The sequence below is a fragment of the Methylobacterium symbioticum genome, assembly GCF_902141845.1.
Classification (GTDB): domain Bacteria; phylum Pseudomonadota; class Alphaproteobacteria; order Rhizobiales; family Beijerinckiaceae; genus Methylobacterium; species Methylobacterium symbioticum.
The window spans coordinates 1-11,891 of sequence record NZ_CABFPH010000027.1; the positions used below are offsets into that span (position 1 = coordinate 1).

Here is an 11,891-nt window from a genome sequence, read left to right on the forward strand (position 1 = left end):
ACTCTCGTTTCATGCATCATACACTCATCTCACAATCTACTATTTTTTTTTTTTTTTTAATGATCCGGCGCCCCCCGAGATCTACCCTCTTCCCCTCCACGCCGCTCTTCCGATCTAGACCGAGATTCTCGGCGAGGCCGACGCCGCCGAGGCGGGCGCCGAGGACGAGGCGTAGCATCTCGTCCGTTCGCGGCTTACATCGGACCAGAGAACTCGAACCGGACGGGACCCGCCATGCGCGACATCATGGGGCTGATGAAGCAGGCCCAGGCCATGCAGGAGAAGATGGCGAACCTGCAGGAGGAGCTTGAAACCGTCGAGGTCACTGGGGCCGCCGGCGGCGATGCCGTCCAGGTGACGATGACCGCCAAGGGCCAGACCCGGTCCGTGCGGATCGACCCGAGCCTGATGGTCGCCGACGAGCGCGAGATCCTGGAAGATCTGCTGGTCGCCGCCCTCAACGATGCCCGCGGCAAGGCCGAGCAGGCGGCGCAGGAGCGCATGGCCGAGCTGACCAAGGGCCTGCCCCTCCCCCCCGGCATGAAGCTGCCCTTCTAGGCCGGCGGCGATGATCAACCTGCTCCGCCCGGGGCGGCCCGCGCAGCTCCATCCGGGCTTCTCGGGCACGCTCTATCTCGATTTCCTGGCCGAGCTGGCGCGCAAGCGCGGCACGCGCAACTACCTGGAGATCGGTGTCCATTTCGGCCACGCCCTGACCCGGATCGCCTGCGACACCGCCATCGGCGTCGATCCCGACTACGTGCTGCAGGAGGACGTGACGAAGGAGAAGCGCCGCACCCTGCTCCATCGCTGCACCAGCGACCGCTTCTTCGCGGAGACGGATGTGCGGTCGCTGATCGGCGGCGGCATCGATCTCGCCTTCCTCGATGGCCTGCACCTGTTCGAGTTCCTGCTGCGCGACTTCTACAACACCGAGGCCGTGAGCGACCCGAACGGGCTGATCGTCCTGCACGATTGCATGCCGCTCAACATCGAGATGACGACCCGCGATCCGGCGGCGCCGCGCACCGACCCGTTCAAGGCGATGTGGACCGGCGACGTCTGGAAGATCGTGCCGATCCTCAAGACCTACCGGCCGGACCTCGACGTGGTGCTGGTGGATTGTCCCCCCACCGGGCTCGTCTGCATCACCGGGCTCGACCCGTCGTCGCGGTTGCTGCACGACCGCTACCGCGAGATCGTGCGCGCCTTCCGCAACCTGCCCGACCCGGCCGAGCGCATCGCCGCGATGTATGCCGAGACCCCGGTCCAGCGCTCGGCCGATATCCTGAGCGGCGAGGACCACTCGCTGTACTTCCGGGTCTGATCCGGCGTCCACGCGATCCGAGCGGCAACCGGATCGGCAAGCCCGCGCGGCGCGGCGCTCAGGCCCGCGCGACCGCGACGGTGCCGTCATCCATGCTGAGGAACCGCACGCCGCCCGCGCGCAGGGCCTCAATGGCCCGGTGGCGCGACCGGTCGGATTGCGGTGCGCCGTCCTCCTCCAGGCGGCGCACCGTGGAGAGCGACAATCCGCTGGCCCCGGCCAGCGCCGCCATCGACCAGTCGAGGAGCGCCCGCGCGGCTCGCAGGTGGTGGCCCTGCACGGATTGCTCCAGGGCTATCCGCAAGCGGTCGCTCACCTGCGCGCGCTCCGGCTTCTCGACGGGATATTTAAGCCCCGTCCGGCCGAGATAGGTGCCCTCCAGCCCCCAGACGGCAGCGGCCACGATCCGGAAATGCCGGATGTCCCCGTTGGTGAGCCGCTCGTGCACCAGGCCCTGGAAGTTCAGCCGCCGGCTGTCGGTCTCCCAGGCGTGAACCCGGAACCGCTCACGCTCCTCGGGAATGACCATCAGGAAGGGATCGAGGCAGATCTCGTCGTGATCGAGACCATGCACCTCCGAGACCGAATCCGGAAACTCGTAGCGCAGGTCCAAGTCGAGGGAGAACGTCGTGATCTGGGACGTGCGGTACAGAGCTTCGCGCCGCTGCCGCTCGATCTCTTGGAAGCGGGCCAGACTCTCCTTGTCGCTGACGTCGAGGGCGATGCCGCGCAGCCCGATGGGCCGTGCGTCGATGCCGAGATGAACCTCGATGCGGAGCGACAGGGTGCGGATCGCACCATCGGGAAGGATCACCCGCACGGTCCGGAACAAGGAACTGACCCCTTGCACCAGCAGTTGCGGTTCCAGACCCTGCCGGTCTTCGGGATGAATCAGGCTTAAAAAAAGGCCGTAGCTCGGCCTTGTAGTTTCCGGGTTCAGTCCGAGCATTCGGAACAATCCGGGAGACCAGACCTGCTCGTTCGTCGCGAACCGGACAGACCACAGACCGATCTGCAGCTCGCTTCCGGGGTCGGGATTAAATGCAGCAGATTTGACTAAAACGCCGCTCATATACGTGACTTATTGATTCATGATCATGCTTCGGCATCAAACCATCACAAAAATAAAGTCGAAATTTCGCTTCTGATCGCCATATTCATCAAGAAATCGTGTTCTCGAAGACGCTGGTGCGCCATCTGTCACCACTCAGCGACTTCCAAATCCTCCCCTACCCCATCCGGGTATTCCGGTCGAGACCCCGAAATCAGTATGGATAGCTGATCTGTGGTGCGAACGCTTTAGCGACCGATGATGATCGTTGAGGTTGCCTTCTCAGGTCGACCGCTCAACAAAAAACCCTCCCCGCGACGGCGGGGAGGGTCGGTGGTGATCGCGGGCGCTGCGAAGGCAGACGCTCGTGGGGGAGGCTCAGGCCGCGATCGATTGAGCGGCCGGGCCGGCCTGACGCACGTCGGCGTCGACATGGGTCTCGAACCGCTTGAAGTTGTCCTCGAACATCTGCACGAGGCGCGCCGCGGTCTCGACGAAGGCACCCTTGTTCGCCCAAGTCTTAACGGGGGTTAAGATATGCGGCTCGACACCGGGTACGGCGACCGGCACCGCGAAACCGAAATAGGGGTCGCGGCGGAATTCGGCCTTCGAGAGCGAGCCGTCGAGGGCGGCCGTCAGCAGGCGGCGGGTGACCCGAATCGGCATGCGGCGGCCGGTGCCGACGCCGCCGCCGGTCCAGCCGGTGTTCACGAGCCAGCAATCCACGCTGTGCTTGCCGATGAGGTCGCGCAGCAGGTTGCCGTAGGTGCTCGGATGCCGCGGCATGAAGGGGGCGCCGAAGCAGGTCGAGAAGGTCGCCTCCGGGCCGGTCAGGCCGCGCTCGGTGCCTGCCACCTTCGCGGTGTAGCCCGAGAGGAAGTGGTACATCGCCTCGGCGCCGGTCAGCTTGGCGATCGGCGGCATCACGCCGAAGGCATCGCAGGTCAGCATGACGATGTTCTTCGGGTGCCCGGCCCGGCCTGTGGCGCTGGCATTCGCGATGAAGTCGAGCGGGTAGGCGCAGCGGGTGTTCTCGGTGAGCGAGGCGTCGTCGAAGTCCGGCACTCGGGTGGTCGGGTCGATCACCACGTTCTCCATCACCGTGCCGAAGCGCTCGGTGGTGGCGTAGATCTCGGGCTCGGCGTTGCGCGAGAGGCGGATGGTCTTGGCGTAGCAGCCGCCCTCGAAGTTGAAGATGCCCTCGTTCGACCAGCCGTGCTCGTCGTCGCCGAGGAGCTGGCGCGAGGAATCGTTCGAGAGCGTGGTCTTGCCGGTGCCGGACAGGCCGAAGAAGATCGCCGAGCCGCCCTCGGCGTCGAGCGCCGCGTTGGCCGAGCAGTGCATCGGCATCACGCCCTGACCGGGCAGGATGTAGTTCAGGTAGGTGAAGACCGACTTCTTCATCTCGCCGGCATAGGCCGAACCGCCGATAAGGACGATCTTCCTGCTGAAATCGATCGCGATCACGGTCTTCGAGCGGCAGCCGTGCCGGGCGGGGTCCGCCTGGAAGCTCGGCAGGTCGATGATCGTCATGTCGGGCCGGTAGGTCCCGATCTCCGAGCGGTCGGGCCGGATCAGCAGGTTGCGGATGAACAGGGAGTGCCAAGCAAGCTCGGTGAAGACGCGGGCCTTCACGCGGTGGGCCGGGTCGGCGCCGCCGTAGAGGTCCTGCGCGAAGAGCTCCTTGCCTTCGGCGTGCTTCAGGAAGTCCTGGTATAGCGTCTCGAACTGCTCGGGCGTGATCGCGCCGTTGTTGTCCCACCAGACCTCGTTCTCGGTGGCCGCATCGCGCACCACGAACTTGTCCTTGGGCGAGCGGCCGGTATGGCTGCCGGTCGTGGCAACCAGAGCCCCGCCCTTGGCGAGCTGCGCCTCCTTGCGGCTCAGCGCCTCCTCGTAGAGGCGCGGCGCCTCGAAGTTCCAGTGGACGGCCTTCAGGTCGCGAAAGCCGATCGCTTCCGCGCCGTGGCCCGTGTTGAACTCACCGATATTGGTCACGTTCGTGTCTCCCGAGCCCCTGGTTCGTGCCGTTTCGCAACCCGGACAGGTCAGGGTGTCCGTGGCTCATTCGTGGAAGCGTCCGATCGCTCGCCGCTCCCGGCCCCGCTTTGGTTGGACAGCCACGCTGTCGCGTCAATATGTATTTTTGGCCTAGACTACCAAGCACAACCAAATGTAGGCCGAGGATGTGTGGAGAAAACCGGCCCCTCAGGACCATTCAAGTGTCGGCCCACCCCAGACCATGAATGGCAAGATCCTGTCCGGGTGCTTCGTGGACGGATCTGCTATATTGTAACATGGTCGACCAGATACTCTGACGGCTCGACGGCGGGCGCGCGGCGAGACGCGCCCTTCCACATGGGCTGCCTGTACCGCTATGCGCTGTGGGGGCGCCCGCCCCGTCCGCAGGCCCCTGCCCCGTGCCGTGCACGAGTGAGTTCGAGAACCCATGCCTCAAGCCGTCGCCGGACCCGAGATCGAGCGCCTGATCCAGCTCCTCGCTCGCATGCCGGGGCTCGGCCCTCGCTCCGCCCGGCGCGCCGCCCTGCAGCTGATCAAGAAGCGGGACACGCTGCTCGGCCCCCTCGCCGAGGCGATGCGGATCGCCGCCGAGAGCATCGTGGTCTGCAGCACGTGCGGCAACGTCGATACCCGCGACCCCTGCACCGTCTGCCGCGATCCGGCCCGCGACCCGACCACCCTCGTGGTGGTCGAGGACGTGTCCGATCTCTGGGCGCTGGAGCGATCGGGCGCGGTTTCCGCGCGCTACCACGTGCTCGGAGGCGTGCTCTCCGCCCTCGACGGGGTGCGGCCGGAGCATCTCAACATCGCCAAGCTCGTGGAGCGTGCGAGCGACCCGGCAGTCACGGAGGTGATCCTGGCGCTGAACGCGACCGTCGACGGCCAGACCACGGCCCATTACGTCACCGAATCGATCCGCCACCTGAATCTCAAGGTGACCCGGCTCGCCCACGGCGTGCCGGTCGGCGGTGAGCTCGACTATCTCGACGAGGGAACGCTCTCGGCGGCGATCCGCAGCCGGACGGCGTTCTGAACCCTCTTCATTTGACCGCTTCGGCGCCCCACCCTATTGCCTTGCGCTTTCGCGCATCGCCCGCGCGCGCGCCCTGCCCCCGTCGAGCCATTCCCGTCGATCCATGGCCATCCTTCCCCTCGTCATCCTGCCGGATTCGCGCCTGCGGCTCGTCTCCGAGCCCGTCGGCTCCGTGACGGGCGAGATCCGCAAGCTCGCCGACGACATGCTGGAGACGATGTATGACGCGCCCGGCGTCGGCCTCGCGGCGATCCAGATCGGCGTGCCGAAACGGCTCGTGACCATCGATACCTCGAAGGAGGAGAATGTCCGCCGTCCGCAGGTCTTCATCGATCCGGTGATCACCTGGGAATCGGAGGAGACGCGCAGCTACGACGAGGGCTGCCTGTCGATCCCCGATTACTATGCCGAGGTGATCCGGCCCGACCGGGTCCGCGTGCGCTTCCTCGACCTCGACGGGCAGACGCAGGAGATCGAGGCGGACGGCCTGCTCGCCACCTGCATCCAGCATGAGATCGACCACCTGAACGGCACGCTGTTCATCGATCACATCTCGAAGCTGAAGCGCGACCGCGTGATGAAGAAGTTCACCAAGGCGGCCAAGCGCGACGCCGCCTGATGCGCGTCGTCTTCATGGGCACCCCGGATTTCGCGGTGCCGACGCTCCAGCGCCTGGCGGAAGACGGGCACGACATCGTGGCCGTCTACACCCGCGCGCCCGCCAAGGCCGGCCGCGGCATGGCCCTGCGCCCCTCTCCCGTCCACGCGCTGGCCGACAGGCTCGGCGCCCCTGTGCTGACGCCCGCGAGCCTGAAGGGTCCCGAGGCGGTCGCGACCTTCGCGGAGCACCGGGCCGACGTTGCGGTGGTCGTCGCCTACGGCCTGCTGCTGCCCCAGGCGATCCTCGACCTGCCGGGCCACGGCTGCCTGAACCTGCACGGCTCGCTGCTGCCGCGCTGGCGCGGCGCCGCCCCGATCCAGCGTGCGGTGATGGCGGGCGATGCCGAGAGCGGCGTCGGGGTGATGCGGATGGAGGCCGGTCTCGATACCGGCCCGGTGGCGCTGGAGGCGCGGCTGCCGATCTCGACCGGCATGACGGCCGGCGAATTGCACGATGCCCTGATGCCACTTGGCGCCGGGCTGATGGCGGAGGCGCTGCGCCGCCTGGAGCGGGGCAACCTTGCCTTCACGCCCCAGCCCGCGGAGGGCGTCGTCTACGCGCACAAGATCACCAACGACGAGGCCCGGATCGACTGGTCCGAATCCGCCGAGGCGGTGGCGCGCAAGGTCAACGGGCTCGCGCCCTTCCCGGGCGCCTTCTTCGAGGCCGATCTCGGCAAGGGGCTGGAGCGGGTGAAGGTGCTGCGCGCCTTGGCCGCCGCCGGCACCAGCGCGCCGGGCACCCTCCTCGACGCCGACGCCACGGTCGCCTGCGGCAGCGGCGCCGTGCGCTTGGTCGAGCTGCGCCGCGCCGGCAAGGGCGGCAGCGCCAGCGGCGCCGACTTCCTGCGCGGTGCCCGGCTTGAGCCCGGCGCCCGGCTCGCCTGAGCGGCGGACGCCATGCCGCGCTACAAGCTCGTCATCGAGTATGACGGTGCGCCCTTCTGCGGCTGGCAGCGGCAGGCGGAGGACCCGTCCGTGCAGGCGGCGCTGGAGGCGGCGGTTCTGCGCTTCTCCGGCGAGTCGGTGCGCCTGACCTGCGCCGGGCGCACCGATGCGGGCGTCCACGCCATCCATCAGGTCGCCCATCTCGATCTTGCCAAGGACTGGCGCACGGACACGGTGCGCGACGCGCTGAACGCGCATCTGCGCCCGCTGCCCGTCGCGGTGCTCTCCGCGGAGATCGTGCCGGAGAGCTTCGACGCGCGCCATTCCGCGATCCGGCGGCATTACCGCTACCGCATCCTCAACCGCCGGAGCCCGGCCGCGCTGACCCGCGCCCAGGTCTGGCACGTGCCCTGGCCTCTCGACGCGGACCTGATGCACGCGGCCGCGCAGCGGCTCACCGGCCGCCACGATTTCTCGGCCTTCCGCGCCGCCGAATGCCAGGCGAACAGTCCGGTGCGGACGCTGGAGCAGCTCGACGTGGCCCGGCAGCAGGTCGGCCTGTTCGAGGAGATCGTGGTCTCGACCGCAGCCCGCTCGTTCCTGCACCATCAGGTCCGCGCCATGGTCGGCACGCTGATGCTGTCGGGATGCCGCCGCCTAGGCGCAGACGACGTCGCCGAGATCCTGGCGACCCGGGCCAAGCACCGCTGCGGCCCGCTCGCGCCGGCCTGCGGACTGACCTTCGCCGGCGTGGACTACGCCGAAGCGGAGAAATAGGCGTCGAGCACCCGCCGATAGATCGCCGTCAGCCGCGCGATGTCGGCGACCGCCACGCATTCGTCGACCTGATGCATGGTCTCGCCGACGAGGCCGAATTCGATCACCGGGCAGGCGTCCTTGATGAAGCGCGCATCCGAGGTACCGCCGGTGGTCGAGAGCGCCGGGCGCCGGCCCGTCTCGGCCTCGATCGCGTCCGAGACGAGGTCCACGAAGGCGTCGGGCCGGGTGAGGAAGGCCGGGGCGTTCGAGGGCTGCAGCGCGAGTGTGTAGCGCACCGCGTTGCCGGCCGCCGTCTGCAACCGCGCGCGGATCTCGTCGCCCAGCGTCTGCGCGGTCCAGATGTCGTTGAAGCGGATGTTGAACACGGCCCGCGCCTCGGCCGGGATGACGTTGGTCGCGGGGTTGCCGACGTCGATCGTCGTGAATTCCAGGTTCGAGGCGTCGAAATGCTCGGTGCCGCCGTCGATCGGATCGGCGGTCAGCGCCGCGACAAGACGGATCAGGCCGGGGATCGGGTTCTCGGCCCGGTGCGGATAGGCGACATGCCCCTGCCGCCCGTGCACGGTGAGCGTGCCGCTGAGCGAGCCGCGCCGGCCGATCTTGATCATGTCGCCGAGGGCCTGCGGATTGGTCGGCTCGCCGAGCAGGCAATGATCGAAACGCTCGCCGCGCGCCTTCGCCCAGTCGAGGAGCTTCACCGTGCCGTTGACCGCCGGCCCCTCCTCATCGCCGGTGATCAGGAAGGCGATGGAGCCCCGCTCCAGTCCGTATGCGCGCAGGTGCTCCAGCGTCGCGGCGAGCATGCAGGCGACGCCGCCCTTCATGTCGGCGGCGCCACGGCCGTAGAGCATCCCGTCCGCCACCGTGCCGCCGAACGGGTCGTGCCGCCAAGCGCCCGCGTCGCCCGGCGGCACCACATCGGTATGACCGGCGAAGACGAGGCAGGGCGCGCCGGTGCCGATCCGGGCGTAGAGATTCGCGATGTCCGGCGTCCCGGGCTCGGAGAAGACCGGCCGCTCCACCGCGAAACCCGCCTCGCCGAGCACCTGGGCGAGCAGAGCGAGCGCCCCGCCCTCCTCCGGCGTGACCGAGGGGCAGCGGATCAGGGCCTGGGCGAGATCGAGGGCAAGGGAGGACATGGCGCGTTCCGAGAGGCGAGCGGGGCGGACACGATCACGCCGCCGGATTCGGCGCAAGATCCAGACCGTTAAAATTTAGCGCAATTAGGCGCCTATTCACCGCAAGTCTCGATCTCGATTTGAGCATCTATTGCGTAATTCCATTCTATAGCCGTAGTGATTGTGGAGAAAGGAGCCGATCGACACAATCATGAGTGAAAATACGGATCAAGACACTTCTGAGGGTTGCATGTCGGATCTCGACACGCAGAAGCACACCTTCGTCACGATTCCGGCCGCCGTGATCATGCCGGGCGGCGCGATCGCGGCCTGCGTGGTTCGCGACATCACGCCGAAGGGCACCCGCATGTCGATCGCGCGGCGGCACAAGCTCCCGTCCACCTTCCTGCTGCGCATGCCGAAATACGCCAAGCCCTTCCCCATGCGCCTGGTCTGGCAGGAGGGCGACTTCGCGGGCGCGACCCTCGACCTGCCGGCCGCCAAGGAGAAGGCGGCCGGAGCCGAGGCGGCGAACGCGCCGCCTATTTCACCATCGACACCTGGGCGTCGCCCGTCCGGCGCAGGACGCTGACGGTGACGTCGTCCGCCAGCCGGTGCAGCTTGAGGTCGAGGCGGCTGCCGCCGAGCTTCAGGTTGAAGATCGAGATGCCGTCCAGGAAGGGCGGCAGGATCGGGTTGCGGAAGCGCACGCGGTTGCGCGCGTGGTCGATTTCCAGCCCGAGGCAGGCCGCCAGGAAGGCGAAGGGGGCGGCTGCCGCCCAGGCCTGCGGGCTGCAGGCCACCGGATAGGAGACCGGCCCGCGCTGGCGCCGCCGCATGAAGCCGCAGAACAGCTCGGGCAGGCGCTTCTGGTCCTGGTAGAGCGAGGTCTCGAACATGCCCTGGAAGATCCGGGCCGCCTCCTGCTTGAGGTCGTAGCGGGCAAGCCCCATCGCGATCATCGCGTTGTCGTGCGGCCAGATCGAGCCGTTGTGGTAGGACATCGGGTTGTAGCGCGCCTCGCCGCGGGCGATGGTGCGCACGCCCCATCCGTTGAACCCGTCCTTCGAGAGCAGCTGCTCGGCGACCTTGGCCGCGCGCTCGGGCAGCGCGATGCCGGTGAACAGGGCGTGCCCCGCATTCGAGGAGCGCACCGCGCACTGCTTCTTGGCCCCGTCGAGGGCGAGCGCGTAGGTGCCGATCTCCTCGTTCCAGAAGGCGGCGTCGAACGCCTCGCGCAGGGTGCGGGCCTCGTGGGTCAGCCGCTCGGCCAGGGCATCGTGGCCGAGCATGGCCGCGAGCTTCGCCATGCCGTTCTTGGCAGCGTAGACGTAGCCCTGCACCTCGCAGAGCGCGATCGGCCCCTTCGCCAGTTGTCCATCGGTATGGAAGATCGAATCGTGGCTGTCCTTCCAGCCCTGATTCTCCAGGCCCTTGTCGGTGTCGCGGGCATATTCCACGAAGCCGTCGCCGTCGCGGTCGCCGTACTCGTTCATCCAGGCGAGGGCGAGTTCCAGGGCCGGCCAGATCCGCGCGATCGTCTCGCGGTCGCCGGTGACGGCGTAGTACTCCCAGGCCAGCATCACGAAGAGCGGCGTGCCGTCGATCGTGCCGTAATAGTGCCGGAACGGCACCTCGCCGAGCATCGCCATCTCGCCGCGGCGGGTCTCGTGCAGCACCTTGCCGGGCTGCGCGTCGGCGGCCGGATCGACCGCCTTGGCCTGGGTCGAGGCGAGGTAGCGCAGCACGCCCTTGGCAAAATTCGGGTCGATCCACAGCGCCATCATCGCGGTGATGATGCCATCGCGGCCGAACACGGTGGAGTACCAGGGGATGCCGGCGAAGGGGTAGATGCCCTCGGGCGTCCGGCTCGCCAGCATGTAGAGGTCGGCGGTGGCGCGGCAGGCGCCCTCGTTGAACTGGTCGTTCGAGGAGATGATCGTGGTGATGCCGGCGCAGAGGGCGCGCAGGTCACGCCGCCCGTCGCGGTAGGCGCGGGCGAAGATCGTCCCCTCGGAGAGACCCTTCGGATGGCGGAGGCCGCCGCCGCTGCTGCCGGCCGCGAGGGAGAGCTTGGCCGCCGCATCCTCGCCGACCTGCTCGGCGCTCGGCGCGCTGATGAAGGCGCGGTGCGATTCAAACACCACGCGCACGAACAGCGAGGCCCGGCCGCCCGGCGGCAGGGAGACCTCGAACACCGCCTTGCCTGGCTCCAGGGTCTTCGGGGTCGGCCCGAAATGCAGGGCGGTGGTGCGCACGATCTCGTCGAGGCCGACATAGCGGAACTGCACCTCGGTCTCGCTCGCCACCTGAACGGCCCGGCGCCCGCGCCGCGGCCGGTCGGTGCCGCGCACCTCGAACAGGTCGCGGTAATCGGCGTCGAAGGTGACAGCGATCCGGAGGGTGCGGTGGCGCGAATCGTAGGAGCGCAGGCCGATCCGGTCGTAGCAGGCGCCCTTGAACAGGAACTTGGTGCGCTCGATCGCAATCACCTCGCGCGGGATCGTGGTCCCGTCATGGGCGTCGAGGCGGATGTCGGGCGTCGTCATGTCGACGCTCAGCGCGCCGTTGTCGTCCTGCATCACCGAGGAGAGCATCAGCGGGCGCTGGCCTTCCACGGTGAATTCGAGGCGCGAGAGATAGCGCGTGTCCTGAAAGTAGAGCCCCTCCGGCCCCGGCTGCACGCCGATATCGCCGTAGGAGTCGAGCACGGCGAAGGACTCGCCGTATTTGAGGGCGCGGAGCGGCCGCTCGGTGAGCGAGGTCTGCGCCTCGATGTGATAGGGGGGCAGCACCTCGTCGGCATCCTGGAAGCCGCGCAGAGCCGCCTTCATCGTGTTCTGCACCTTCGCCGTCACGCTCTCCGCCATGCTTCAGCTCTCCGGTCCGGGTGTGGTCAGGCTACGAATCGACAGGGCCGCCGCATCGCGATGCGGCGGCCCTTGTGACCGTCTGAGTTAGGCGCTTGTGGGACGCCCGCCAGGGTGCCCGGCCCGAAGCAGGCCCGGCGCC

At 68.0% G+C, this 11,891-nt stretch carries 11 protein-coding genes; 7 read left to right on the top strand and 4 right to left on the bottom strand.

Annotated elements, in window-relative coordinates; genetic code table 11:
• Positions 1-234: 234 nt before the first annotated feature.
• Together MET9862_RS11300 and MET9862_RS11305 are read left to right on the top strand one after the other, a co-directional pair.
• Entirely contained in the window at positions 235-558 is a 324-nt protein-coding gene (locus MET9862_RS11300; protein WP_142583056.1) for a YbaB/EbfC family nucleoid-associated protein, read from the top strand.
• 10 nt (positions 559-568) lie between these two features.
• The gene (locus MET9862_RS11305; RefSeq protein WP_244612675.1) at positions 569-1,327 is read left to right on the top strand and encodes a class I SAM-dependent methyltransferase; all 759 of its coding nucleotides are present in this window, start codon (positions 569-571) and stop codon (positions 1,325-1,327) included.
• A gap of 58 nt (positions 1,328-1,385) precedes the next feature.
• Here the strand turns inward: MET9862_RS11305 and MET9862_RS11310 are convergent, their stop codons facing one another.
• Both MET9862_RS11310 and MET9862_RS11315 read right to left on the bottom strand, forming a co-directional pair.
• Positions 1,386-2,399: a PAS domain-containing protein gene (locus MET9862_RS11310; protein ID WP_142583057.1), complete on the bottom strand. Its 1,014-nt coding sequence runs from the start codon at positions 2,397-2,399 to the stop codon at positions 1,386-1,388.
• Between the two features lie 357 nt (positions 2,400-2,756).
• Positions 2,757-4,376, bottom strand: a complete 1,620-nt coding sequence (locus MET9862_RS11315; RefSeq protein WP_142583058.1) for a phosphoenolpyruvate carboxykinase — start codon at positions 4,374-4,376, stop codon at positions 2,757-2,759.
• Between the two features lie 451 nt (positions 4,377-4,827).
• Between MET9862_RS11315 and recR the strand changes: the two genes are divergently transcribed.
• The 4 genes from recR (at position 4,828) to truA (ending at position 7,758) form a co-directional block, all read left to right on the top strand.
• A complete protein-coding gene (gene recR, locus MET9862_RS11320) occupies positions 4,828-5,433 on the top strand; it encodes a recombination mediator RecR (RefSeq protein WP_142583059.1) in 606 nt (201 codons plus the stop codon).
• Positions 5,434-5,536: 103 nt separating this feature from the next.
• Positions 5,537-6,052, top strand: coding sequence for a peptide deformylase (gene def / locus MET9862_RS11325; protein ID WP_142583060.1), 516 nt, complete (start codon positions 5,537-5,539; stop codon positions 6,050-6,052).
• On the top strand, positions 6,052-6,981 hold the full coding sequence (gene fmt / locus MET9862_RS11330) for a methionyl-tRNA formyltransferase (RefSeq protein WP_142583061.1): 930 nt from the start codon (positions 6,052-6,054) through the stop codon (positions 6,979-6,981). Before def ends, fmt begins: the two co-directional genes overlap by 1 nt.
• 12 nt (positions 6,982-6,993) lie before the next feature.
• Positions 6,994-7,758: a tRNA pseudouridine(38-40) synthase TruA gene (gene truA, locus MET9862_RS11335; protein ID WP_142583062.1), complete on the top strand. Its 765-nt coding sequence runs from the start codon at positions 6,994-6,996 to the stop codon at positions 7,756-7,758.
• On the opposite strand, the gene dapE is transcribed toward truA, so the two are convergent.
• A complete protein-coding gene (gene dapE, locus MET9862_RS11340) occupies positions 7,737-8,900 on the bottom strand; it encodes a succinyl-diaminopimelate desuccinylase (protein ID WP_142583063.1) in 1,164 nt (387 codons plus the stop codon). The two genes, truA and dapE, sit on opposite strands and share 22 nt — an antisense overlap.
• Before the next feature lie 229 nt (positions 8,901-9,129).
• On the opposite strand from dapE, the gene MET9862_RS11345 reads away from it, so the two are divergent.
• Entirely contained in the window at positions 9,130-9,471 is a 342-nt protein-coding gene (locus MET9862_RS11345; protein ID WP_142583064.1) for a hypothetical protein, read from the top strand.
• Here MET9862_RS11345 and MET9862_RS11350 read toward each other — a convergent pair.
• Positions 9,422-11,749, bottom strand: coding sequence for an amylo-alpha-1,6-glucosidase (locus tag MET9862_RS11350; RefSeq protein ID WP_142583065.1), 2,328 nt, complete (start codon positions 11,747-11,749; stop codon positions 9,422-9,424). The two genes, MET9862_RS11345 and MET9862_RS11350, sit on opposite strands and share 50 nt — an antisense overlap.
• Between the last annotated feature and the right edge of the window lie 142 nt (positions 11,750-11,891).

Bases quoted from the DNA above. Each gene is read 5' to 3' on its own strand.
- MET9862_RS11300 (WP_142583056.1), top strand. From the start codon at position 235: ATGCGCGACATCATGGGGCTGATGAAGCAGGCCCAGGCCATGCAGGAG.
- MET9862_RS11305 (WP_244612675.1), top strand. From the start codon at position 569: ATGATCAACCTGCTCCGCCCGGGGCGGCCCGCGCAGCTCCATCCGGGC.
- MET9862_RS11310 (WP_142583057.1), bottom strand. From the start codon at position 2,399: ATGAGCGGCGTTTTAGTCAAATCTGCTGCATTTAATCCCGACCCCGGA.
- recR (WP_142583059.1), top strand. From the start codon at position 4,828: ATGCCTCAAGCCGTCGCCGGACCCGAGATCGAGCGCCTGATCCAGCTC.
- def (WP_142583060.1), top strand. From the start codon at position 5,537: ATGGCCATCCTTCCCCTCGTCATCCTGCCGGATTCGCGCCTGCGGCTC.
- fmt (WP_142583061.1), top strand. From the start codon at position 6,052: ATGCGCGTCGTCTTCATGGGCACCCCGGATTTCGCGGTGCCGACGCTC.
- truA (WP_142583062.1), top strand. From the start codon at position 6,994: ATGCCGCGCTACAAGCTCGTCATCGAGTATGACGGTGCGCCCTTCTGC.
- dapE (WP_142583063.1), bottom strand. From the start codon at position 8,900: ATGTCCTCCCTTGCCCTCGATCTCGCCCAGGCCCTGATCCGCTGCCCC.
- MET9862_RS11345 (WP_142583064.1), top strand. From the start codon at position 9,130: ATGTCGGATCTCGACACGCAGAAGCACACCTTCGTCACGATTCCGGCC.
- MET9862_RS11350 (WP_142583065.1), bottom strand. From the start codon at position 11,749: ATGGCGGAGAGCGTGACGGCGAAGGTGCAGAACACGATGAAGGCGGCT.